General features: G+C 66.2%; 24 protein-coding genes. 17 read left to right on the top strand and 7 right to left on the bottom strand.

The features are described 5' to 3' along the window. Positions 1-19 precede the first annotated feature (19 nt). Genes LL964_RS01980 through LL964_RS02000 form a run of 5 tightly spaced genes read left to right on the top strand, consistent with a single transcriptional unit; the run spans position 20 to position 3,858 of the window. Positions 20-595, top strand: a complete 576-nt coding sequence (locus tag LL964_RS01980) for a nitroreductase family protein (protein WP_104584727.1) — start codon at positions 20-22, stop codon at positions 593-595. Next, positions 592-1,578: a 5'-3' exonuclease gene (locus LL964_RS01985; protein ID WP_104584729.1), complete on the top strand. Its 987-nt coding sequence runs from the start codon at positions 592-594 to the stop codon at positions 1,576-1,578. The genes LL964_RS01980 and LL964_RS01985 overlap by 4 nt, the downstream gene beginning before the upstream one ends. Continuing rightward, positions 1,575-2,126, top strand: coding sequence for an NUDIX hydrolase (locus LL964_RS01990; RefSeq protein ID WP_167395170.1), 552 nt, complete (start codon positions 1,575-1,577; stop codon positions 2,124-2,126). The genes LL964_RS01985 and LL964_RS01990 overlap by 4 nt, the downstream gene beginning before the upstream one ends. Then, positions 2,119-2,904 carry an N-formylglutamate amidohydrolase gene (locus LL964_RS01995; protein ID WP_208621376.1) on the top strand — a complete coding sequence of 262 codons (786 nt, stop codon included), beginning with the start codon at positions 2,119-2,121 and terminating at the stop codon, positions 2,902-2,904. Before LL964_RS01990 ends, LL964_RS01995 begins: the two co-directional genes overlap by 8 nt. A 57-nt stretch (positions 2,905-2,961) precedes the next feature. Beyond that, entirely contained in the window at positions 2,962-3,858 is an 897-nt protein-coding gene (locus tag LL964_RS02000; protein ID WP_104584735.1) for a leucine-rich repeat domain-containing protein, read from the top strand. Positions 3,859-4,076: 218 nt separating this feature from the next. Here LL964_RS02000 and pip read toward each other — a convergent pair whose 3' ends face one another. Continuing rightward, the gene (gene pip, locus LL964_RS02005) at positions 4,077-5,018 is read right to left on the bottom strand and encodes a prolyl aminopeptidase (RefSeq protein ID WP_104584737.1); all 942 of its coding nucleotides are present in this window, start codon (positions 5,016-5,018) and stop codon (positions 4,077-4,079) included. Between the two features lie 126 nt (positions 5,019-5,144). Beyond that, positions 5,145-5,999, bottom strand: coding sequence for a peptide chain release factor N(5)-glutamine methyltransferase (prmC, locus tag LL964_RS02010; RefSeq protein WP_104584739.1), 855 nt, complete (start codon positions 5,997-5,999; stop codon positions 5,145-5,147). Positions 6,000-6,200: 201 nt separating this feature from the next. Between prmC and ahpC the strand changes: the two genes are divergently transcribed. The 6 genes from ahpC to LL964_RS02040 all read left to right on the top strand — a co-directional run bounded on the left by ahpC (position 6,201) and on the right by LL964_RS02040 (position 12,398). Then, positions 6,201-6,764, top strand: a complete 564-nt coding sequence (gene ahpC / locus LL964_RS02015) for an alkyl hydroperoxide reductase subunit C (RefSeq protein ID WP_039523700.1) — start codon at positions 6,201-6,203, stop codon at positions 6,762-6,764. 191 nt (positions 6,765-6,955) lie between these two features. Beyond that, complete coding sequence (gene ahpF, locus LL964_RS02020; RefSeq protein ID WP_104584741.1) at positions 6,956-8,548, top strand: alkyl hydroperoxide reductase subunit F; 1,593 nt, start codon at positions 6,956-6,958, stop codon at positions 8,546-8,548. A gap of 90 nt (positions 8,549-8,638) precedes the next feature. After that, the gene (locus LL964_RS02025; protein WP_104584743.1) at positions 8,639-9,580 is read left to right on the top strand and encodes a LysR substrate-binding domain-containing protein; all 942 of its coding nucleotides are present in this window, start codon (positions 8,639-8,641) and stop codon (positions 9,578-9,580) included. Positions 9,581-9,937: 357 nt separating this feature from the next. Continuing rightward, positions 9,938-10,378, top strand: a complete 441-nt coding sequence (gene rnk, locus LL964_RS02030) for a nucleoside diphosphate kinase regulator (protein WP_104585553.1) — start codon at positions 9,938-9,940, stop codon at positions 10,376-10,378. A 52-nt stretch (positions 10,379-10,430) separates the two neighbouring features. Further along, positions 10,431-11,399: a transaldolase gene (tal, locus tag LL964_RS02035; protein WP_104584745.1), complete on the top strand. Its 969-nt coding sequence runs from the start codon at positions 10,431-10,433 to the stop codon at positions 11,397-11,399. A 429-nt stretch (positions 11,400-11,828) separates the two neighbouring features. Then, on the top strand, positions 11,829-12,398 hold the full coding sequence (locus tag LL964_RS02040) for a type 1 glutamine amidotransferase family protein (protein WP_104584747.1): 570 nt from the start codon (positions 11,829-11,831) through the stop codon (positions 12,396-12,398). Positions 12,399-12,408: 10 nt separating this feature from the next. Here LL964_RS02040 and LL964_RS02045 read toward each other — a convergent pair whose 3' ends face one another. The 3 genes from LL964_RS02045 to LL964_RS02055 all read right to left on the bottom strand — a co-directional run bounded on the left by LL964_RS02045 (position 12,409) and on the right by LL964_RS02055 (position 13,988). Beyond that, positions 12,409-12,621, bottom strand: a complete 213-nt coding sequence (locus LL964_RS02045) for a hypothetical protein (protein ID WP_104584749.1) — start codon at positions 12,619-12,621, stop codon at positions 12,409-12,411. 106 nt (positions 12,622-12,727) lie between these two features. Further along, complete coding sequence (msrA, locus tag LL964_RS02050) at positions 12,728-13,378, bottom strand: peptide-methionine (S)-S-oxide reductase MsrA (protein ID WP_104584751.1); 651 nt, start codon at positions 13,376-13,378, stop codon at positions 12,728-12,730. A 94-nt stretch (positions 13,379-13,472) separates the two neighbouring features. Continuing rightward, positions 13,473-13,988: an SgcJ/EcaC family oxidoreductase gene (locus LL964_RS02055; protein ID WP_104584753.1), complete on the bottom strand. Its 516-nt coding sequence runs from the start codon at positions 13,986-13,988 to the stop codon at positions 13,473-13,475. Positions 13,989-14,112: 124 nt separating this feature from the next. On the opposite strand from LL964_RS02055, the gene LL964_RS02060 reads away from it, so the two are divergent. Genes LL964_RS02060 through LL964_RS02070 form a run of 3 tightly spaced genes read left to right on the top strand, consistent with a single transcriptional unit; the run spans position 14,113 to position 17,206 of the window. Next, positions 14,113-14,820, top strand: coding sequence for a helix-turn-helix transcriptional regulator (locus LL964_RS02060; protein WP_104584755.1), 708 nt, complete (start codon positions 14,113-14,115; stop codon positions 14,818-14,820). Beyond that, positions 14,817-16,727, top strand: coding sequence for an ATP-binding protein (locus LL964_RS02065; protein WP_104584757.1), 1,911 nt, complete (start codon positions 14,817-14,819; stop codon positions 16,725-16,727). The genes LL964_RS02060 and LL964_RS02065 overlap by 4 nt, the downstream gene beginning before the upstream one ends. After that, a complete protein-coding gene (locus LL964_RS02070) occupies positions 16,724-17,206 on the top strand; it encodes a response regulator (protein ID WP_104584759.1) in 483 nt (160 codons plus the stop codon). Before LL964_RS02065 ends, LL964_RS02070 begins: the two co-directional genes overlap by 4 nt. A 96-nt stretch (positions 17,207-17,302) precedes the next feature. On the opposite strand, the gene LL964_RS02075 is transcribed toward LL964_RS02070, so the two are convergent. Together LL964_RS02075 and LL964_RS02080 are read right to left on the bottom strand one after the other, a co-directional pair. Next, on the bottom strand, positions 17,303-17,533 hold the full coding sequence (locus LL964_RS02075; RefSeq protein ID WP_104584761.1) for a putative signal transducing protein: 231 nt from the start codon (positions 17,531-17,533) through the stop codon (positions 17,303-17,305). A gap of 1 nt (position 17,534) precedes the next feature. Beyond that, positions 17,535-18,176 carry a glutathione S-transferase family protein gene (locus LL964_RS02080; protein ID WP_104584762.1) on the bottom strand — a complete coding sequence of 214 codons (642 nt, stop codon included), beginning with the start codon at positions 18,174-18,176 and terminating at the stop codon, positions 17,535-17,537. Between the two features lie 232 nt (positions 18,177-18,408). On the opposite strand from LL964_RS02080, the gene LL964_RS02085 reads away from it, so the two are divergent. From LL964_RS02085 to LL964_RS02095, 3 genes are all read left to right on the top strand, one after another. After that, on the top strand, positions 18,409-20,148 hold the full coding sequence (locus LL964_RS02085) for a glutamine--tRNA ligase/YqeY domain fusion protein (protein WP_104584764.1): 1,740 nt from the start codon (positions 18,409-18,411) through the stop codon (positions 20,146-20,148). A 214-nt stretch (positions 20,149-20,362) separates the two neighbouring features. Beyond that, complete coding sequence (locus tag LL964_RS02090; protein ID WP_104584766.1) at positions 20,363-21,292, top strand: DMT family transporter; 930 nt, start codon at positions 20,363-20,365, stop codon at positions 21,290-21,292. A 60-nt stretch (positions 21,293-21,352) separates the two neighbouring features. Continuing rightward, entirely contained in the window at positions 21,353-21,595 is a 243-nt protein-coding gene (locus LL964_RS02095) for a hypothetical protein (protein WP_228329365.1), read from the top strand. Positions 21,596-21,676 lie beyond the last annotated feature (81 nt).

A 21,676-nucleotide genomic window follows, 5' to 3' on the forward strand; every position in this document is an offset into this window, starting at 1 on the left:
TTCGCAGAACTCTTACCCCATGCACGCACCGTATTCGTTACAGGCGCTGGATGCGCGTCGCTCGGTCCCCTCCAAACAACTGGGCGAGCCCGGCCCGGACGATGACACGCTGTTGCGCATGCTCGCCTCGTCCGTAAGGGTGCCCGACCACGGCAAGCTGGTGCCGTTCCGCTTTCTGCGCATCGGCGGCGACGCCCGCCATGCCCTGGGTGACTTCCTTGCCGAGCGTACCCAGGCCGCCGATCCGCTGGCGCCGGCGGCGGCGGTGGAGAAGGACCGCAACCGTTTCAACGATGCGCCAGTGGCGATCGCGGTAATCGCCACGCTGCAGCCGGACCACAAGGTGCCCGAGCAGGAACAACTGCTGACTGCCGGCTGCGTGTGCTTCGCGCTGCTGCAGGCCGCGCAGGCGCACGGCTTCGGCGCGCAGTGGCTGACCGGCTGGATGGCCTACGACCCGGCAGTGAGCGGCTACCTGGGCCTGCAGGAACACGAGCGCATCGTCGGCTTCATCCATATCGGCACCCCGCGCATGCAGGTGCCCGAACGCGAGCGGCCCGATCCGCGCGCACTGCTGCGCGACTGGACGCCATGAACACGCTGCCCAGCGCCATTGCGGCGGCGCTGCCGGGCGGCCCACGACCGCAGCCGCTGTATCTGGTGGATGCCAGCCTGTACGTGTTTCGCGCCTGGCACTCGATTCCGGACGAATTCCAGGATGCGCAGGGCTGGCCGACCAACGCGGTACACGGATTTGCGCGCTTTCTGCTCGACCTGCTCGAACGCGAGCATCCGCAGCACATCACCATCGCCTTCGACGAAGCGCTGGACAGCTGCTTCCGGCATGCGATCTACCCCGCCTACAAGGGCAACCGCGAACCCGCGCCGGATGCCTTGCGCCGGCAGTTCGCGCATTGCAAGGCGTTGTGTGCGGCGCTCGGCCTCAGCGTGCTCGCCCATCACCATTACGAAGCGGATGATCTGATCGGCAGCGCCCTGCACAACGCACGCGGGCACGGCCTGCGCGGCATCATCGTCTCGGCCGACAAGGATCTGTCGCAACTGCTGGCCGAACACGACGAGCAATGGGATTACGCACGCAATCTGCGCTGGGGCATGGACGGGGTGAAAGCACGCCATGGCGTGCATGCGCACCAGATCGCCGATTACCTGGCGCTGTGCGGCGATGCGATCGACAACATTCCTGGCGTCACCGGCATCGGCGCCAAATCGGCAGCCGTGCTGCTGGCGCATTTCGGCAGTCTGGATGCGCTGCTGGAGCGTATCGACGAGATCCCGTTCCTGCGTCTGCGCGGCGCGGCGCAGATGGCGGTGCGGCTGCGCGAACAGCGCGAACATGCGTTGCTGTGGCGCCAGCTCACCACCATCGCGCTGGATGCGCCGCTGGACCTGACCGCCACCGGTTTCACGCGTGCGCCGGCCGATACCGACATGCTGACCGGGCTGTGCGACAGCCTGCGTTTCGGGCCGCTCACGCGTCGCCGCCTGCAGGCTGTCTGCGCGCACGCGACACCGCCGCTCCCTCCCGTTTCCCTGTCCCAAGGCCCGACTGCATGAACCGACACGACACCCCGCCCACCGTGGTCTACGAAGGAAAGTACCAGCGCATGGTCGTCCGCGGCACCTGGGAGTATTCCGAGCGCGTGCATGCCGGCGGCCTGGCCGCGATCATCGTGGCAGTGACCCCGGACGATGCGATGCTGTTCGTCGAGCAGTTCCGCGTGCCGCTGCAGGCCCGCACCATCGAAATGCCGGCCGGGCTGGTCGGCGATGTGCATGCCGGCGAGTCGATCGAGCTGTCGGCGATCCGCGAACTGGAGGAAGAAACCGGCTGGACCGCCGAACACGCCGAAGTGCTGATGATCGGCCCCACCTCGGCCGGCGCCAGCAGCGAAAAGATCGCCTTCGTGCGCGCTACCGGGCTGCGCAAGGTCGGCGACGGCGGTGGCGATGCCAGCGAGGACATCACCGTGCACGAAATTCCGCGCGCGCAGGCCGGCGCCTGGCTGGTGCAGAAGATGGCCGAGGGCTACCAGATGGACCCCAAGCTATGGGCCGGCCTGTACCTGGCCGACCACGCGCTGGATGGCACCCCGCGTGGTTGATGCAGCAATCGAGCCATTGCTCGGCGCCGGGGATCCGGCGCCGTTCACCGTTCACAACGCGCAGGCCGCATCGCCCTGGCTGTTGATTGCCGACCATGCCGGCCAGCGCGTGCCGGCACGGCTGGCCAACCTGGGCCTGCCGCAGCGCGAGCTGGACCGCCATATCGGCTGGGACATCGGCATTGCGCAGGTCACCCGCCTGCTGGCCGAGGCGCTGGATGCGATTGCCATCACCCAGACCTATTCGCGGTTGGTGATCGACTGCAACCGGCCCGATGGCGCTGCCAGCCGGATGCCGGAGATCAGCGACGGCACCACGGTGCCCGGCAATCTGCAGCTGAGCCCGACTGAGCGCCAGCAGCGCATCGATGCCATCTTCGCGCCGTATCACGGCCGCATCGCCGCCGAGCTGGACGCGCGTACAGCACGCCGGCAACCGACGCTGCTGGTGTCCATGCACAGCTTCACCCCGGTGATGGCCGGCCAGGCGCGCCCCTGGCACGCCGGCGTGCTGTACCACCGCGACACCCGGCTGGCGCATCGCCTGCTGCACGCCTTGCGCGCGGAACCGGACCTGGTGGTTGGCGACAACCAGCCGTATGCGGTCAGCGATGCCACCGACTACGCCATTCCGGTCTACGGCGAAGGCCGCGGCCTGCCGCATGTGGAACTGGAGATCCGCCAGGACCTGATCGCCGATACCGCCGGGCAAACCGCGTGGGCGCAGCGATTGGCGCGCCTTCTTCCACCGTTGGCCGATGGGTTGCTGCAGCGCTGATCGGGAGCGAACCAAACACCTGGATGCAGGGCGCGTTCGACGAAAGGAGGAAGCACGATGACGGAGACTCTATTCGAAGCCGATGAGCGCACGATGGAGAACCTGATGGAGGGCCCATGGGCCAGCATCGAGGGAAAAACCCATGGGCTGTCGCGCAGGACTGCATTGTTCAACAAGAGCGGCTTCGAAAAATACAGCCACCTTATCGATGCGTATGGGTGTGACGGATTCGCGATCGCGCCTGAGGATGTCGTGCAGGGCGAGTTGAAGGCGCATTTTTCGCCAGATTTCAGCAAGATAAGAAATCGCGACGCGATCGTCGAGATCGGCATCCTGGGCAATGGCGTCTTCGCGGAAGACTTCGACTATGACGTGTTCAAAAGCTTCAGCAACGTCAAAGGACTCACGACACAGAACGTGTCTTTCGGCCCCCTCCTTCCAACCCTCTTCCCCGCGATTGAAACGTGGCAGAGCCTTGACTGGAAAAGCAACAAGCTCCACTCCCTCAACGGTGGCTGGACCAAACTTGTGCGTCTTTCCGTCCACGGATTTGGCGGGTCGCTGGACGTCTTCGACGACCGCCCCATTCGCAAGCTTTTCCTGATCTCGTCAACGATAAAGAAGATCGACGAGATTGCACGCTGCACCTCACTTGAAGTCTTGCAGTTTGTCGCCTGCCGCCTTGCCGGCGACGTCTCATCACTCTCGCGCCTCGCACAGCTGCGCGCGCTACGCTTTGAAGGCAAAAATAAACTGCAAGGCTGGGAGTTCCTGCACAGCGAAACCTTACGGAATTTCTGGGCAACGGATCTGCCGTGCCGCTTCCGTCCAGAACAATTTCCACACATCGAAAACTATGTCATCAACACCTACCGGAACAGGGACCCGTTCCGAATGGTTGTTGGCGATCCAGATGCGATCGAAGACACATTCGCCAGCATCTTCAACGAATAACACTCCGCATCGACACCAGGCTGGTAATGGGCGTAGTTGAATCGCATGAGCAACGCGCTTTCGCGTAGATACGAAGCGCAGAAAGATCAATGCTGCGCTCGATGCGCACCAGTGGCGTGGCCTAGATCGGCCACGCACCATGGCTGGCGTGATGGTGTGGTGGCTGCGTGCAGCGGGTGCGGCCAGGCCATGATGGCAGCCGCACCCGTTGGGATCGCTCAGGCGAACCGGTCTGTGGCGCGCACCAATGCATCGACGTTTTCCGGCTCGAATGCCGAGTGCCCCGAGGCCGGGCTGATCTGCAGCTGCGCCTTCGGCCAGACCTTGTGCAGATCCCAGGCGCTCTGCAGCGGGCAGACCACGTCGTAACGGCCGTGCACGATCACGCCGGGGATGTCGGCGATGCGATGCGCATCACGCAACAGCTGGCCTTCCACCTCGAAGAAGCCCTGGTTGACGAAGTAGTGGTTTTCGATGCGCGCAAAGGCCAGCGCAAAGTGCGCGTCCTCATGCCCGGTGACGAAGTCCTGATCCACATGCAGGAAGCTGGTGGCGCCTTCCCACACGCTCCAGGCCTTGGCGGCGGCCAGCCGGGTGGCCTCGTCGTCGCTGGTGAGGCGGCGATGGAACGCAGCGATCAGATCGCCGCGCTCGTCCTGCGGAATCGCATTGATGTAGTGCTCCCAGGCATCCGGGAACAGCCGGCTGGCGCCCTCCTGGTAGAACCATTCCAGCTCGAAGCGACGCAACAGGAAGATGCCGCGCAGCACCAGCTCGGTGACCTGTTGCGGATGGGTCTGCGCATAGGCCAGCGCCAGCGTGGAGCCCCAGCTGCCGCCGAACACCTGCCAGCGCTCGATGCCCAGATGCGTGCGCAGGCGTTCGATATCGGCCACCAGATCCCAGGTGGTGTTGTCGACCAGATCGGCATGCGGCGTGGAGCGGCCGGAGCCGCGCTGGTCGAACAGCACGATGCGGTACTTGGCCGGGTCGTGGAAGCGCCTCATCTTGGCGTTGCATCCGCCGCCCGGGCCGCCGTGCAACAGGACCACCGGCTTGCCCTGCGGGTTGCCACACTGTTCGAAGTACAGCGTATGGCGGTCGTCGACCTTCAGGCTGCCCTGCTCGTAGGGGGCGATCTCGGGATAGAGCGTGCGCATGCGTCGGTCCTGGCGAAAACCGCCATTGTATCGGCCAGCGGCAATGGGCATCGCCTGCGCTTCGCCCCAAGGCGCGCGCATGCGTCCGCAACACGCACGGCCGGTGCGCCGCAGCGGCCGCCGGCATCAGGCTGCGGCGCTGGTCTCCCAGCAGCCCAGGCTGACGCGCTCGCGCAATTCCAGATCCGGATGGGTGGCGACCCGGGCGAATCCGCGCATGCGCAGCATTGCCGCCACCGCCGCCCCCTGATCCCAACCATGTTCGAGCAACAACCAACCGCCCGCGCGCAGATGCGCCGGCGCCCCGTCCACGATCAGCCGAATGTCGTCCAGTCCGTCGTCGCCAGAGGCCAGCGCGCTGGCGGGCTCGTGACGCAGGTCGCCCTGGTCCAGGTGCGGGTCGCCGGCCGCGATGTAGGGCGGGTTGCTGGCGATCAGGTCGAAGCGCTCGGCCGCCAGTGGCACGAACCAGTTGCCGGGACGGAACTGCACGTTCGATAGATGGTGGCGATCGGCATTGCGCTGGGCGATGGCGAGCGCGGCCGCACTGGCGTCGGTGGCGACCACCTGCGCCTGCGGCCGTTCGCTGGCAATGGCCAGTGCGATCGCGCCGCTGCCGGTGCCCAGATCGGCCACCCGGCGACCAGGTGCACGATCCAGCCGCTCCAGCGCCAGTTCGACCAGGGCTTCGGTATCGGCGCGCGGAATCAGCGTTGCCGGCGAGACCTCCAGATCCAGCGTCCAGAAGCCACGCGAACCGGTCAGGTAGGCCACCGGCTCGCCCGCCGCGCGCCGCTGCACCAGGGCTTGGAATGCGGTGCCGACGGCCGCCGGCACCGGATCGCGGCCATGCGTGAACAGCCAGGCCCGATCGCGGCCCAGCGCATGCAGCAGCAGCGGCTCGGCATCGCTGCGATCAATGCGCTCGGCCGCCTGGCGCAGCAGTTGGTCGGCCGGAAGACCGCTGGACACATCGCTCATACGGATCATTCACTTGTGCGAAACCTCGGCCTCCCATTATCCGAAAGGGAACGGCGCGCCGCATCGGCAGATGGCATCTGCAGAATCGATAGGCATGGGCTATCTATTTAATTCCATCAATCGATTTGAGGAATCTATCGATCCTGCCTACCATGGCGCTTGTTCCATCCCCCGCCCCCCTTCACCGCACGAGGAAATTGAATGTCTCTCATCAACACCCAGGTCCAGCCGTTCAAGGCGAATGCGTACCACAACGGCAATTTCATCGAAGTCACCGAAGCCAGCCTGAAGGGCAAGTGGTCGGTGCTGATCTTCATGCCGGCCGCATTCACCTTCAATTGCCCGACCGAAGTGGAAGACGCTGCCGACAACTACGCCGCGTTCCAGAAGGCAGGCGCCGAGGTCTACATCGTCACCACCGACACGCATTTCTCGCACAAGGTCTGGCACGAAACCTCCCCGGCCGTGGGCAAGGCGCAGTTTCCGCTGATCGGCGACCCGACCCACAAGCTGACCCGCGCCTTCGGCGTGCATATCGAAGAAGAAGGCCTGGCGCTGCGCGGCACCTTCATCATCAATCCGGAAGGCGTCATCAAGACCCTGGAAATCCACGACAACGCGATCGCCCGCGATGTCACCGAAACGCTGCGCAAGCTGACCGCTGCACAATTCGTGGCCAACAATCCTGGCCAGGTCTGCCCGGCCAAGTGGAAGGAAGGCGCCAAGACCCTGGCTCCGTCGCTGGATCTGGTCGGCAAGATCTAAGCCGTCCACCGCATCCCTGGCCCGATGTTCCGGGCCGGGGGTGAACCGGAGCCGGTGCCGGTGCGCTCGCCCGCCATCGCCAGCTCGCGCCCGACCTCGCGCCGGCTGCGGTTCACCTCTCCCCTCCCCAGGCGAACTGCGTCCGCGCAGCGACGTCACGCCCTCCCCTTGCCTATTCCCAGGAGTTCTCCGTGTTGGATGCCAATCTCAAGACCCAGCTGACCGCCTACCTGGAACGGGTGACGCGCCCGATCCAGATCCATGCATCGATCGACGACAGCCCCGCCTCGCGCGAAATGCTCGACCTGTTGGAGGACCTGGTGCTGCTGTCGGACAAGATCACCCTGGAAGCGCATCGCGACGACGACCAGCGCAAGCCCTCCTTCGCGCTGACCACGCCGGGCCAGGACATCTCGCTGCGCTTTGCCGGCCTGCCGATGGGTCATGAATTCACCTCGCTGGTGCTGGCGCTGCTGCAGGTGGGCGGGCACCCTTCCAAAGCGACCGCCGAGCTGATCGAGCAGGTGCAGCACCTGGAAGGCGACTACCGGTTCGAAACCTATTTTTCGCTGTCGTGCCAGAACTGCCCCGACGTGGTGCAGGCCTTGAACCTGGCGGCGGTGCTCAACCCGCGCATCCAGCATGTCGCCATCGATGGCGCGCTGTTCCAGGACGAAGTGCAGACCCGACAGATCATGTCGGTGCCCACCGTGTACCTGAATGGTGAGCTGTTCGACCAGGGCCGCATGACGCTGGAGCAGATCGTCGCCAAACTCGACACCAACGCCGCCAAGCGCGATGCCGCCAGGATCGCCACCAAGGACGCCTTCGACGTGCTCGTGGTCGGCGGTGGCCCGGCCGGCTCGGCTGCGGCGGTGTATGCCGCACGCAAGGGCATCCGCACCGGCGTGGCTGCCGAGCGTTTCGGTGGCCAGGTGCTGGACACCATGTCGATCGAGAACTTCATCTCGGTGCCGGAAACCGAAGGTCCCAGGATGGCCGCCGCGCTCGAACAGCACGTGCGCCAGTACGAGGTGGACATCATGAACCTGCAGCGCGCCGAGCAGCTGATCCCGGCCGGTGCCGATGGCCTGATCGAGATCAAACTGGCCAACGGCGCTTCGCTCAGGAGCAAGACCGTGATCCTGTCCACCGGTGCGCGCTGGAGGCAGATGAACGTGCCGGGCGAAGACCAGTACAAGAACAAGGGCGTGGCCTACTGCCCGCACTGCGACGGGCCGCTGTTCAAGGGCAAGCGCGTGGCAGTGATCGGCGGCGGCAACTCCGGCGTGGAAGCGGCGATCGATCTGGCCGGCATCGTGGCGCACGTCACCCTGGTGGAATTCGACGACAAACTGCGTGCCGACGAAGTGCTGCAACGCAAGCTGCGCAGCCTGCACAACGTGCGCATCATCACCAGCGCACAGACCACCGAGGTGCTGGGCGACGGGCAGAAGGTCACCGGCCTGGTCTACACCGACCGCACCGGCGGCGACACCCAGCATATCGAGCTGGAAGGTGTGTTCGTGCAGATCGGCCTGCTGCCCAATACCGAGTTCCTGCGCGGCACGGTGGAATTGTCGGCGCGTGGCGAGATCATCGTCGACGACCGTGGGCAGACCAATGTGCCGGGTGTGTTCGCTGCCGGCGATGCCACCACCGTGCCGTACAAGCAGATCGTCATCGCGATGGGTGAAGGCTCCAAGGCGGCCCTGAGCGCGTTCGACTATCTGATCCGCTCCAGCGCACCGGTCAGCGCCGAAAACGTGGCAGAGGCCGCTTAAGCGCAGCCGCTCAACCGCCGCCCGCGCACGGGCGGCGTAAGCTGCTTCCACACGTCAGTCCAACCGCAACCGCTACGAGGGCTGCTGCACATGAATCTGCGTGACCTGAAGTATCTGGTCGCCCTGGCCGACCACAAGCATTTCGGCCGCGCCGCGACGGCATGTTTCGTCAGCCAGCCCACCCTTTCCACCCAGATCAAGAAGCTCGAGGACGAGCTCGGCGTTCCGCTGGTGGAGCGTGCTCCGCGCAAGGTGATGCTCACGCCGGCCGGTCGCGAGGCGGCCATGCGCGCGCGCGGCATCGTTGCGGAGGTGGAGCAGATGAAGGAAGCTGCCCGTCGCAGCCAGGACCCGGAAGCGGGCACCGTGCGGCTGGGCATCTTCCCTACGCTTGCGCCATATCTGTTGCCGCACGTGGTGCCGCGCATCCGCGAGCGTTTCCCGCGCCTGGAACTGCTGCTGATCGAAGAAAAGAGCGACCAGCTGATGCACCAGTTGCGCGAAGGCCGCCTGGACGCAGCGCTGCTGGCGCTGCCGCTGCAGGACGACCAGCTGCATGCCGAATTCCTGTTCGAGGAGCCTTTCGTGCTGGCCGTGCCCGACGCCCATCCGCTGGCGAACCACGACAGCATGACGTTGGACGATCTGTCCGAACAACGCCTGCTGCTGCTCGAAGACGGCCACTGCCTGCGCGAGCAGGCGCTGGACGTCTGCCATCTGGCCGGCGCTCTGGAAAAATCCGAATTCCAGGCCACCAGCCTGGAAACCCTGCGCCAGATGGTCGCGGCCAATGTCGGCGTGACCCTGCTGCCGCTGCTGGCCGTCAAGCCGCCGGTGGCGCGCTCGGACAGTATCCGGCTGATCCGCTTCCGCGAGGACAAGCAACCCAGCCGCCGCATCGCCATGGTATGGCGCCGCAGTTCGGCAATGACGTGCTTCCTCGAGCAGCTGTCGCAGCTGTTCAAGGAACTGCCGGAAGCACTGTTCGCGCTGGATCAGCCTGCTACCGGGCCCAAGGCGGTTGCGGCCTGAGGATTCGGGATTCGGGATTCGGGATTCGGTACAGCATCATGGCTGCGCTTGTTTGGTGCAGGATTCTGCCGGTATCGATCAGAGCGGTGCTGATGCGTCGCTTTGATCGGATCGGCTGGAATGCTGGTTCCCAGCCATGCCCGGATAAGCTGCGACTCCGGTATCGCGCACTTCAGCCCACGATTGCACCGCGTCGGCGCCGTTACCCGGTCACGCATTGGCACAGGTCGTCGCCGCGATGCGTGATCTGCTGGGGGAGCGCCGCGCATGCGAGGTGATGCATTGCGATCGGTCCTTGGCGCCCTCACGTTCGAAGGAACGCTTGCCATGTCGGCGAGCCTGTCCGAGGAGAACGCCATGACATCGCAACACCGCAGCGGTTTGCCACCCTCCATCCTGGTCTCCAGCCACGATCTGGCAAGACTGGAAGCCTTGCTGGATTCCCCCGCGTTTCACCAGCATCCTGCCGCAGCCGCGCTGAGCGACGAACTGGGCCGCGCCAATGTATTGCCGCCCGAGGACATGCCCGGCGACGTCGTCACCATGCATTCGCGCATCGACTGCGAAGACGAACTGCATGGCGAGCGACATACGCTCACGCTGGTGTACCCGCACGAAGCCGATGTCCAACAGGGTCGCATCTCGGTGCTTGCGCCGGTTGGCAGCGCATTGTTCGGCCTGTCGGTCGGCCAGAGCATCGACTGGCGCACGCCCGATGGGCGCGATCTACGCCTGCGCGTGAGCGCCGTACACGATCGCCCCGCATCCGCGGGCGACTTCCAGCGCGCGGCGCGTTAACGTAGCGCGCTGTGTCATCCCCCGATCCGCTCCACGATTCGAGAGAACCCGCATGACTGCATCCCCCTCCAAGCTTGCCCAACTGCGCGACCTGTCCGTGGTGGTCGCCGATACCGGCGATTTCGACGCGATCAAACGTCTCAAGCCGGTCGACTGCACCACCAATCCCACCCTGGTCAAGAAGGCACTGGATCTGCCGATCTACGCCGACCTGATCGAGCGCGAGCTTGCCTGGGGCCGTGAACACGGCGGCGACGATCGCAATGCCACCGTCAACGAAGTCGCCGACCGCCTGACTGTCGGCGTCGGCATCAAGCTGGCCGGACTGGTGCCCGGCCGCGTTTCCACCGAAGTCGACGCCGACCTGGCGCACGACACCCAGGCCACCATCGACAAGGCGCGCAAGCTCATCGCGATGTACGCCGAGCGCGGCATCTCCAAGGACAAGATCCTGATCAAGATCGCAGCCACCTGGGAAGGCATCGACGCCGCGCGCCAGCTCCAGCGCGAAGGCATCGACTGCAACCTGACGCTGATCTTCAACCACTCCCAGGCGCTGGCCTGCGCCGAGGCCGGCGTGTTCCTGATTTCCCCGTTCGTCGGCCGCATCCTGGACTACTACGTCGCGCAAGGGCAGACCCCGGCCAGCATCGACGAAGACCCGGGTGTGGTCTTCGTGCGCAAGGTGTACGAGGCGTTCAAGCGCCGCGGCTCTTCCACCGTGGTGATGGGCGCGTCGTTCCGCTCCACCGCGCAGATCGAAGCGTTGGCCGGCTGCGACCGCCTGACCATGTCGCCGGATCTGCTGGAGAAGCTCGACGCCGAGCATGGCGAACTGCCGCGCAAGCTCTCGCCGGTCCAGCCCGACAACGCGCAGATCACCCCGATCGACGCCGACCGCTTTGCCAAGGATCTGGCGGCGGACCCGATGGCCACCGAGAAGCTGGCCGGCGGCATCGACACCTTTGCCAAGGATCTGCAGGCCCTGCGCAAGACCATCGCCGATAAGCTGGCCGGCTGACCTCCGCAGGCAATGCACGACACCGACGCCCGCGGCCGATGGCTGCGGGCGTTTTCGTCGGGAGCTGCCGGCTGCGCAGCCGGCAGCCAGCGCGGCAGCGACAGACGTGCGGACGTCATTCCGTCGCGGGCAAGCGTCACCTCACCGCGGTGCGCGCCTGCGTCACGCCGCCCAGGCCATCTCACTGCGGGCGGAGTGGACGACACTGGCAGCAGCGATGCCGAGCGATGCTCCTTGACCGATGGCGCACCTCACCTGACTTGTGGTCGATCGAAGACTCAGTCGAGCAGGCAGGCGTCGGCTGCGTCCCTCCGACCAGGTGAGCCGCGCCGCCCGGCAGTCGCGCACGACAGCGTTTCTCCACACGACGCTTACAATCCCGCACCGCGCACTGCCTAGAATCCGGATTCCTCAACGGGCTGGCGGACAATGGCAAACATTGCAGTGGTGATGGTCGATGGCGTGGCCGACTGGGAAATCGGCGTGGTACTCCCGGCGGCGCGCGAGTGGTTCGGCGACCAGGTGGCCATCGCCAGCATCGACGGTCAGCCGGTGCAATCCATCGGCGGGCTGCGTATCACGCCGGAATTCGCACTCTCGGATCTTGCGCCGCTGGAGGCGGACCTGTGGATCCTGCCCGGCAGCGAGCGCTGGCAGGCCGGCGAGATCCCGGGCCTGAGCGGGCTGCTGGTCGAACGCGTACAGCAGCAGCGTCCGGTCGCAGCGATCTGTGGCGCCACCCTCGCCCTGGCTTACGCCGGCTTGCTGGACGAACGCGCCCACACCAGCAATTCGCTGGCGTTTCTGCAGGAACACGTGGTGCCGTACGCCGGCGCCCACCAGTTCCGTCACGAGAAGGTCGTCACCGCCGACAGCCTCATCACCGCACCGGGCACCAGTCCGGTCGGCTTCGCGGTGGCCTGCATGCGCCTGCTGCATCCGGAGCGCACCGACATGCTTGCCCAACTCCGCGGCATGTTCGCCGGCGAGTTTGTCTGATCCAACGGACTCAGGCGTGCCCCCGGCGCAGGGGCCGCACGGCGTGGATGCGGTGGATCGCCGCACCGATCCATTGCACCGACGAGCTGCAGGGATTGACCGCAATCCTCCGCCGGGCCGATTCGCCGATGAGCCACGCGCGGGGGCGCCGCCGCATCTTGCGCACGCCGCACAAAAAGATGGCCACGTCGTCTCCGACGTAGCCATTGAAGTTGCCTGGCATGCACTCCCATGCGCTGCCTGTCGTGATGACGCTGCCGGTCGCTGACGGCCATCGCGACGCGACCACGCTGGCGTGGACAGCGCCTGGATCCGGCCTCGCCTTTCCGTCAGGCATCCAGCCCGATCGGGCAGCTCACTCCCGTTCCGCCAAGTCCGCAATACCCGTTGGGGTGCTTGGCGAGGTATTGCTGGTGATCGTCTTCGGCGTAATAGAAAGCAGGCGCCGGAAAACGGATCTCCGTGGTGATCGCGCCATAACCCGCGGCGTCCAGCTGTTGCTGGTAGGCATCGCGGCTGGCAAGCGCGGCGTCGTATTGCTCTTGCGTTGTGCAGTAAATGGCCGAGCGGTATTGCGTGCCGACATCGTTGCCCTGACGCATGCCCTGGGTGGGGTCGTGGCTCTCCCAGAACGTGCGCAACAGTTGCGAGAACGACACCGATTGCGCGTCGTACACCACCAGCACCGCTTCGGTGTGGCCGGTCTGCCCGGAACACACTTCGCCGTAGGTGGCATTGGGCGTTTCGCCGCCGGCATAGCCCACCGCCGTGGTGTAGACGCCCGGCACGTTCCAGAACTTGCGCTCGGCACCCCAGAAGCAGCCCAGCCCGAATTGCACCTGAGCTAGTCCAGTGAACTCGCCGCGCAACGGGTGCCCGTTGATCAGATGCGTGTTATGCAACGGCAGTGCCTGGTCGCGTCCTGGAAGCGCCTCGCCCGGGCGAGGCATGCGTTGTTTGAAAGCGCCGATTCCCAGCATGGTGCAACTCCGCAATCGTGAGGATTGCCTGCTGGATGGCGCCGACCGGGGCGGCTTTCAAGCCTGTCCGGCCGGCGCGCACAACCGACCCGGCTTACTTGGCCTTGGCGACCGCCGCACGCGTATCCACTTCCGGCATCGCCGAGCTGTGGTGATTGATGATCAGCCACTTGCCCTCGCGCTTTTCGTAGACGAAGGTGTAGCGCGCCTGCACGTCGGTCTTCTTGCCGTCCTTGTCGGTCAGGGTGAAGGTGTAGACGCCGGCATCCACCGCGCTGTCGTCGTCCAGCACGCGCACGGTGCGGTAATTGACCACGCCCTTGGGCTTCTTGGTCAGGAACATCTCGAAATACTTCTCGATCTGCTCGCGCGAGGCACGCACTTCGTTGGAGACCGTCGGCAACAGCACGCCGTCGGGCGCATACAGGTCGGCCACCTTGTGCGGATTGCCGGTGGCAAGCGCCGCATTCCAGGTATCGAACAGTGCGGCCACCTCGCGCTCCTCGCCTGCGGCCGGCAGCTTGGCCTTGTCGGTGTAATGCATCACGCCGCCAGCCAACGCCGGGGTGGCGGCCAGAGCCAGAACCAGGGAAGCAAGGGTGCGACGCATGGGGAAATCTCCGAGTTGAGTTAGGGGTGCCTAAGCGGGCGAGCTCAGTATCGAAATCAAGCGACCCCAACAATTCTGCCGGTTGGCATATACTCAAATATGCTGATCGGCCTAGAGAGAACCCATGGAAACCCCCACCAATGCAGGGGATTGGCGCCAGGCCCTGCGCCGCGAAGCGTCCGATGGCGCGCGCTGGCAGGCGCTGTGGGAGGCGACCGTGGCGTTGCGCCATGCCACCACGCCGGAGCAGGCGAGCGATGCGGTGCTGGCGCGCGTGCTGCTGTTGCTGGGCCTGGAGGATGGCGCGGTGCTCGCCCAGCGCTGGCCACGCACCTTGATCGTGGCCAGCCGGGGGCGTGCCCTGCCGCCCGGCGCCAGCGCCGCCGGCGACAGCCACGAGGCGGGCTGGTTGCTGCCGCCGCGCCCGCTCGACATCCGCGAGGCCAGGGTGCCCATCCAGGCGATGGGCAGCAGCCACGGCATGCTGTGCGTTGCCTGGAGCGACAATCGCCCAGCACCGGGCAACGACGATGTGCAGGCGCTGCAGGCGTTCGCACTACTGCTGCCCGCGATGGTGGCCGAACCGGCCAGGCCGGTGGCCACGCGTCGGCGCAAACCGCTGCAGGACGACCGCCTCAACGCCTTGAGCAAACGCGAAAAGCAGGTGTTGTCGCTGCTTCCGCGCGGACTCACCAACGCCAGCCTCGCTGCTGAACTGGGAATTTCTCCGGGAACGGTGAAGGTGCATGTCGAGCGCATCCTGCAGAAACTTGAGGTAAAAGATCGCACCCAGGCCGCGGTGTACGCGGTCCAAGCCGGACTCGCGCTATGAATGCATTGGCGGTGCGTTGGAACGATTGGCCGATCACCCGCAAGAGCCTTGCGGTGGTCACCTTGCCGTTGCTGTTGCTGGCGGTCGCGTTGATGGCGATCTACAGCGTGGAGCGGCAGAACATCGCCGCCGAGAACGACGTTCGCCAGACCCTGGAAGTGTTGAGCGACCTGTACGAGGCGCACGCACTGCTGGCGGAAACGGCGGCCGGCGTCCGTGGCTATCGGCTGGTGCGTCGGGATGAATTCCTGACGCCTTACCGCGACGCCGAACCGCGTCTGCAGGGCGTGGCCGACCGGCTCTCGCAACGCATCACCGACCCGGTGCAGGCGCAGCGCTTTGCGCGCATCAAACCGTTGTTCGCGGAGAAGATGCAGGGGTGGCGCCGCCTGCTGGCACCGGACCTGAGCCGCGAAGAAGAGATCCGGCAGCTGTGGGATGGCAAGTACAAGCTCGACATCCTGCGTGCGGAACTGCGCGAGCTGCGCAACTACGAGACCGCGCAACTGCAGGTGCGCAGCGCCAAGGCGCAAGGCCTGCGGCAGCGCAATCTCATCATCACGTTGAGCGCGGCGATGCTGGGCGGCCTGGGCGCGGTGTTCGCCGTGGCCTGGTTCGCCTCGGCGCTGTCCGGGCGGTTGCGTACCCTGGCCGCCAACGCCGACCGCCTGGGTGAAGGGTTGCCACTGGCCCCACAGCCGCGTGCCGGCGATGAACTGGGCCAGGTCGGGCAACGGCTGGCGCAGGCCAGCGAACTGCTGGCCGCGCGCGCGGCCGAAGCACAACTGGCGCGACGCGAGGCGGAAACCGCCAACCACGCAAAAACCGAGTTCCTGTCCCGCAGCAGCCACGAACTGCGCACCCCACTCAACGCCATCCTGGGTTACGCACAGGTACTGGAAATGGATCTGCCCGAACCGGGACCGCGACGCCATCTGCAGCACATTCTCGGTGCCGGCCGGCATCTGCTGGGGCTGATCACCGAACTGCTGGACATCGCCCGCATCGAGGCCGACCAGCTGGACCTGAGCCCGGAGCCGGTGCCGGTGGACGCGGCGGTCCACGAAGCCCTGGGCCTGATCGCTCCGGATGCCGACAAGCACGGCATCCGCCTGCAGCCGGCGGCCATCGAGGGCGCCTGGACGGTGCGTGCCGATGCGCAGCGGCTGCGTCAGATCCTGCTCAACCTGCTGTCCAATGCGGTGAAATTCAATCGCCCCGGCGGCCAGGTGCAGGTGAGCGCACAGGCGGACGGCGGGCAGGTGCGCATCACCGTGGCCGATCAGGGCCAGGGTTTGACGCCGCCCCAGATCGAGCGCCTGTTTACGCCATTCGAACGGCTGGGCGCCGAGCGTTCGGCGGTGGAAGGCACCGGCCTGGGGCTGGCACTGAGCAAGAAGCTGATCGAAGCGATGGGCGGGCAGATCGGGGTGGACAGTAGCCGCGACGGTGCGCGCTTCTGGATCTCGCTGCCGCAGGGCGAACCGCACCACACGACGCCTGCGCGCGCCCTGATGCCGCCCAGCGCCAGCGCCAGCGGCGTGTGCCGGCTGCTCAGCATCGAGGACAACCCGTCCAACCAGGCGTTGATCCGCACCCTGACCGAGCGGCGCCCGCAATGGCAGCTGTTCGAGGCGACCAGCCTGGCGCAGGCGCGCACGCTGCTGCAACAAGCCATACCGGATCTGATCCTGCTGGACCTGCATCTGAGCGACGGCAGCGGCGAGGAGCTGCTGCGCGAGCTACAGGCGCAGCCGGCCACCGCACAGGTGCCGGTGGTGGTGATCAGCGCCGATGCCACCACGGCCACCCTGGCCCGGGTGGGCAATCAGGGCGTGCGCGCCTATCTGACCAAGCCGCTGGACGTGGCGGAATTCTTCACCGTGATCGATAGGCTCCTGGCATGACGCGCGACGACATCCTCGCTTCCCGCATCCTCATCGTCGACGATGAGCCGGCCAACGTGCGGCTGCTCGAAGACCTGCTGCAGCGCGAAGGTTTCCAGCAGGTGATCGCCACCACCGATCCGCTGCGGGTGATGGGGCTGGTGTCGGCGTTCGCGCCGGATCTGATCCTGCTGGATCTGAAGATGCCCGAGCTGGACGGCTACGCGCTGCTGGAACAACTGGCCCGGCGGTCCGATCCAGACCACTTCCTGCCGGTGATCGTGCTGACTGCCGACCCCAGCCGCAGCGCGCGCCACCGCGCCCTGGGCCTGGGCGCCAAGGACTTCCTCACCAAACCGCTGGACACCTTCGAAGTGGCGCTGCGGGTCTGGAACGTGGCCGAAACCACCGTGCTGTTCAAACGCCTGCGCGCGCTTGCGGCGCCGGAAGCGGCGCCACCGGGCTGGCGGCAATCCGATCCAGGCCTGCAGGCGCCGTAGCAACGCAGCCGGGCGCGACAGGCCCTACCGGGAAAGCTTCCTCGCGCCCGGATACGCTATCTACGCTGGGCGCTGGGCTGCTTCCGCGCTACAACGCTACAGCGCGCGGGTGACCTCGCCACACAAACCGATCTCCGCCAGCACTGCCTGTGCCTGGCGCAGGTGCATATCGGCCACGCAGACCTGCAATACGCCGAAGGCCGGCAGTTCGCCAGCGCCGCCCAACAGCGATTCGCCGAACACGAAGGCGGTGATGCCCGCATCTTCCAGCGCGTGCTTGGCCAGATGCGCGTCGATGAGGTGGCTGGCGCGATAGGCGATCTGCATGTCAGCCGCGCCCGGCACGTTCGCGTTCGGCGTCCAGGCGCCACTGGCGCAACGCCGGCAACGCATCGAGTGCGGCCAGGTAATCGCCTGCCGCTTCGAACAGCGGCACGCCATAGCTGGCAAAGCGCAGGGCGACCGGCGCGTACATAGCATCCACGATGCCGAATTCGCCGCACAGGAACTCACCGGCGTGGCCATGCTGGGAGCGCAGGCTGGCCCATAGCGTCTGGATGCGGGCGATATCGCGCTCGGCCGCCGCATCCCATTGCGCGGGGCCAGCCTGACGGGCGAGATTCATCGGCAGCTGGGTGCGCAGGGCGACGAAGCCCGAATGCATTTCGGCCGCCGCCGCCCGTGCCTGCGCGCGCACGGCCAGGTCGGCAGGCCAGCCACGCCCGCCGAGCCAGCGCTCGTTGCTGTACTCGCAGATCGCCAGCGAGTCCCAGACGTGCAGCGTGTCGTCCCAGAGTACCGGCACCTGGCGGGTGGGCGAATAGCCGGCGATGCGTGCGTGGAATTCGGGCGTATCCAGCGGCAGGCGCACTTCCTCGAACGGCACCTGGAAGTGCCGCAACAGCAGCCAGGGCCGCAGCGACCAGGAAGACAGGGTCTTGTCGCCGATGATCAGGCGGGGCAATGGCATGCGGGACGCGCTCCTGTGGCAGTCGGCGCAGCGTACGCATGGCTGGCGGCAGCCGCCAGCCACCTGCATGCTCGCAGACGATGCCCGCCGCCGCCCCCCACGGCGGGGCAACGGCAGTCTCCGGATGGCCCGCTGCGGCAGATGGCGATTCCGAACACCGGCCGGCGCGCCAGCGCCTACCCCTAACCGGTGCCACCGCCTAAACTGGCGGTTTACCCAAGCTGACGCGCGCATGTCCGAGATCCCAGCCACCGACGCCACCGCCCCGACGGAGAAGAAAGACTTCATCCGCCAGATCGTCCGCGAGGATCTGAGCAGCGGCAAACACACCGCCATCCGCACGCGCTTCCCGCCCGAGCCGAACGGCTACCTGCATATCGGCCACGCCAAGGCGATCTGCCTGGACTTCGGTCTGGCGGCCGAATTCGGCGGCCTGTGCAACCTGCGCCTGGACGACACCAACCCCGCCAAGGAAGACCCCGAATTCGCCGCCGCCATCCAGGACGACGTGCGCTGGCTGGGCTTCGAGTGGGCGCAACTGCGGCATGCCTCGGACTACTTCGAGGTGTACTACCTGGCGGCCGAAAAGCTGATCCGCGACGGTCACGCCTTCGTCTGCGACCTGTCCGCCGAACAGGTACGCGAGTACCGCGGCACGCTGACCGAGCCCGGCCGTAACTCGCCGTTCCGCGAGCGCGGGGTGGAGGAGAACCTGGACCTGTTCCGGCGCATGCGCGCGGGCGAATTTCCCGATGGCGCACGCACCCTGCGCGCCAGGATCGACATGGCCAGCGGCAACATCAACCTGCGCGATCCGGCGCTGTACCGCATCAAGCATGTGGAGCACCAGAACACCGGCAATGCGTGGCCGATCTACCCGATGTACGACTTCGCGCATTCGCTGGGCGATGCGATCGAAGGCATCACCCATTCGCTGTGCACGCTGGAATTCGAGGACCACCGCCCGTTGTACGACTGGTGCGTGGACAAGGTGGATCTGGCGGCGCATCCGGAATTGTTGCAGCCGCTATTGGACAAGGGCCTGCCGCGCGAAGCCGCAAAACCGCGCCAGATCGAGTTCTCGCGGCTGAACATCAACTACACCGTGATGAGCAAGCGCAAACTCACCGCGCTGGTGGAAGAACAGCTGGTGGACGGTTGGGATGATCCGCGCATGTATACCTTGCAGGGCCTGCGCCGGCGCGGCTATACGCCTGCGGCAATGCGTCTGTTCGTGGACCGCGTGGGCATCAGCAAGCAGAACTCGGTGATCGACTTCTCGGTACTGGAAGGATGCCTGCGCGAAGACCTGGACGCCGCTGCGCCGCGCCGCATGGCCGTGATCGACCCACTCAAACTGGTGCTGACCAACCTGCCCGAAGGCCACACCGAGACGCTGCAGTTTTCCAACCACCCCAAGGACGAAGGCTTCGGCACGCGCGAGGTGCCCTTCGCGCGCGAGTTGTGGATCGAGCGCGAGGATTTCGCCGAGGTGCCGCCCAAGGGCTGGAAGCGGCTGGTGCCCGGTGGCGAAATCCGTTTGCGTGGCGCAGGTATCGCGCGCGTGGATGAGGTGATCAAGAACGCCGCCGGCGAGATCGTGGAGCTGCGCGGCTGGCTGGATCCGGAGTCGCGCCCAGGCATGGAGGGCGCCAACCGCAAGGTCAAGGGCACCATTCACTGGGTCAGCGCAGCGCATGCGGTGGAAGCGGAAATCCGCCTGTACGACCGTCTGTTCTCGGTGGAAAGGCCCGACGATGAATCCGAAGGCAAGACTTATCGCGATCATCTCAATCCCGACTCCAAGCGCAGCGTGCGTGGGTATGTGGAACCGTCTGCCGCGCAGGCTGCGCCCGAGCAGGCATTCCAGTTCGAGCGCACCGGCTACTTCGTCGCCGACCGTCGCGACCACAGCGCCGCAACGCCGGTCTTCAACCGCAGCGTGACTCTGCGCGATACCTGGGCCAAGTGATCCGGTGCTCGCCCCCGGCGCTGTCGTCTACAGTGTCGGGGCAGGCGAGTCGACCGCAACGCGAACGGCGGCGCGCCTCCGTCGTTGTGTGGGCGGTGCGAATGCAAGCTGCGGTAGGGCTGCAATGACATGAACATGCCGCGCGGACCTTGGTCCGATTACGCGCCGCAGCGCGGATCGATCGACGCCTGACGCTGCGGGAAGGAGAGCTGCGATGCGTGAGCGTCTGGCGACGGGGGTGGCCTGCGGTGTCGGCGCAGGCGCCCTGTGGGGGCTGGTGTTTCTGGCGCCGCAACTGTTGTCCGCGTTTACGCCGCTGCAATTGGCGGTGGCGCGCTACCTGTCCTACGGCGCGGTTGCCGCGCTGTTGCTGGCACCACGCGCGCGACAGACCCTCGCCCGTATCGGCCGCACCGAGTGGTGGGCGCTGGTCCGCCTGAGCCTGCTCGGCAATCTGATCTACTACGTTTTGCTCGGTAGCGCCGTGCAGTGGGCCGGCGGCGCAGCGACCGCCCTGATCATCGGGCTATTGCCGGTGGTGGTGACCGTCATCGGTACGCGGGCCGCGGGTGCAATAAGTCTGCGGCGACTCGCCGCCCCGTGCGTGCTGTGCGTCATCGGGGTGACGCTGGTTGCACTGGATACCGTGCAGGACGATACCGGACAACAGGCGAGCGATCGTCTTGCCCGCATCGCGGGCCTGCTGTGCGCCGTGGGGGCATTGGCGTCATGGGCCGCCTATTCGATCGCCAATGCACGCTGGTTGCGCCGTCGCCCGGATCTCTCCGGTGCGGATTGGTCGCTGCTGACGGGCGTGGTGACCGGCGCGCTGGCCGCGGTGCTGGCACCGGCGGCACTGATCGGCAGCGCGGCGCACGCACCGCTTCACTGGGCGGGTTTCTGGGGGGTCTCGCTTCTGCTGGGCATCCTGGCCTCGGTGATCGGCAATGCGCTGTGGAATCGCGCCAGCCGCGTCCTGCCGCTGACACTGGTCGGGCAGATGATCGTGTTCGAGACGGTCTTCGCGTTGATCTACGGGTTCGCCTGGGAAATGCGGTTGCCATCGCCATTGGAACTGGCAGCGATCACATGCCTGCTCATCGGCGTGCTGTGGTGCGCAGCGCTGCATACCGAAGCGAACTGACGGCAACCATCGGCACGTGCCCGCACTTAGATTGCCGGTGGAGCCCAGTGGAACGCTCGCATGCGCCCGATACGACCAGACCGGCAGACGCTCTACGGCATCGTGTTTTCGCTATCGATTGGCCTGATGGCCTGTTCTCCGCCGCAACACGGCGCGCAAGCAATCACCCCAGCCGAAGCCTTGTGCCGGTTTGCCCCGACCCCGCAGGACGAACAGCCGCAGACCGATCGCCGCGACGAAAGCATGCAGCAACTGACGCTGGCCAACGGCTGCGGTGCTGCGCCGGCCTGGCAACAGCGATGACACGCCGCCAGGATGCGGTGTGAACCGGCGGCCGGGCGGCGGGTTGCCGCACGCCAGAGATTCAGGGATTACCATGACCAC

The sequence above is a fragment of the Xanthomonas melonis genome (genome assembly GCF_020783655.1).
GTDB classification, from domain to species: Bacteria; Pseudomonadota; Gammaproteobacteria; order Xanthomonadales; family Xanthomonadaceae; genus Xanthomonas; species Xanthomonas melonis.

Bases quoted from the DNA above. Each gene is read 5' to 3' on its own strand.
- tal (WP_104584745.1), top strand. From the start codon at position 10,431: ATGACTGCATCCCCCTCCAAGCTTGCCCAACTGCGCGACCTGTCCGTG.
- LL964_RS02085 (WP_104584764.1), top strand. From the start codon at position 18,409: ATGTCCGAGATCCCAGCCACCGACGCCACCGCCCCGACGGAGAAGAAA.
- ahpC (WP_039523700.1), top strand. From the start codon at position 6,201: ATGTCTCTCATCAACACCCAGGTCCAGCCGTTCAAGGCGAATGCGTAC.
- LL964_RS02040 (WP_104584747.1), top strand. From the start codon at position 11,829: ATGGCAAACATTGCAGTGGTGATGGTCGATGGCGTGGCCGACTGGGAA.
- LL964_RS01990 (WP_167395170.1), top strand. From the start codon at position 1,575: ATGAACCGACACGACACCCCGCCCACCGTGGTCTACGAAGGAAAGTAC.
- LL964_RS01985 (WP_104584729.1), top strand. From the start codon at position 592: ATGAACACGCTGCCCAGCGCCATTGCGGCGGCGCTGCCGGGCGGCCCA.
- LL964_RS01980 (WP_104584727.1), top strand. From the start codon at position 20: ATGCACGCACCGTATTCGTTACAGGCGCTGGATGCGCGTCGCTCGGTC.
- LL964_RS02070 (WP_104584759.1), top strand. From the start codon at position 16,724: ATGACGCGCGACGACATCCTCGCTTCCCGCATCCTCATCGTCGACGAT.
- LL964_RS02090 (WP_104584766.1), top strand. From the start codon at position 20,363: ATGCGTGAGCGTCTGGCGACGGGGGTGGCCTGCGGTGTCGGCGCAGGC.
- pip (WP_104584737.1), bottom strand. From the start codon at position 5,018: ATGCGCACGCTCTATCCCGAGATCGCCCCCTACGAGCAGGGCAGCCTG.
- LL964_RS02080 (WP_104584762.1), bottom strand. From the start codon at position 18,176: ATGCCATTGCCCCGCCTGATCATCGGCGACAAGACCCTGTCTTCCTGG.
- msrA (WP_104584751.1), bottom strand. From the start codon at position 13,378: ATGCTGGGAATCGGCGCTTTCAAACAACGCATGCCTCGCCCGGGCGAG.
- LL964_RS02055 (WP_104584753.1), bottom strand. From the start codon at position 13,988: ATGCGTCGCACCCTTGCTTCCCTGGTTCTGGCTCTGGCCGCCACCCCG.
- LL964_RS02000 (WP_104584735.1), top strand. From the start codon at position 2,962: ATGACGGAGACTCTATTCGAAGCCGATGAGCGCACGATGGAGAACCTG.
- LL964_RS02065 (WP_104584757.1), top strand. From the start codon at position 14,817: ATGAATGCATTGGCGGTGCGTTGGAACGATTGGCCGATCACCCGCAAG.
- LL964_RS02075 (WP_104584761.1), bottom strand. From the start codon at position 17,533: ATGCAGATCGCCTATCGCGCCAGCCACCTCATCGACGCGCATCTGGCC.
- LL964_RS02060 (WP_104584755.1), top strand. From the start codon at position 14,113: ATGGAAACCCCCACCAATGCAGGGGATTGGCGCCAGGCCCTGCGCCGC.
- LL964_RS02095 (WP_228329365.1), top strand. From the start codon at position 21,353: ATGCGCCCGATACGACCAGACCGGCAGACGCTCTACGGCATCGTGTTT.
- rnk (WP_104585553.1), top strand. From the start codon at position 9,938: ATGACATCGCAACACCGCAGCGGTTTGCCACCCTCCATCCTGGTCTCC.
- LL964_RS02045 (WP_104584749.1), bottom strand. From the start codon at position 12,621: ATGCCAGGCAACTTCAATGGCTACGTCGGAGACGACGTGGCCATCTTT.
- prmC (WP_104584739.1), bottom strand. From the start codon at position 5,999: ATGAGCGATGTGTCCAGCGGTCTTCCGGCCGACCAACTGCTGCGCCAG.
- LL964_RS02025 (WP_104584743.1), top strand. From the start codon at position 8,639: ATGAATCTGCGTGACCTGAAGTATCTGGTCGCCCTGGCCGACCACAAG.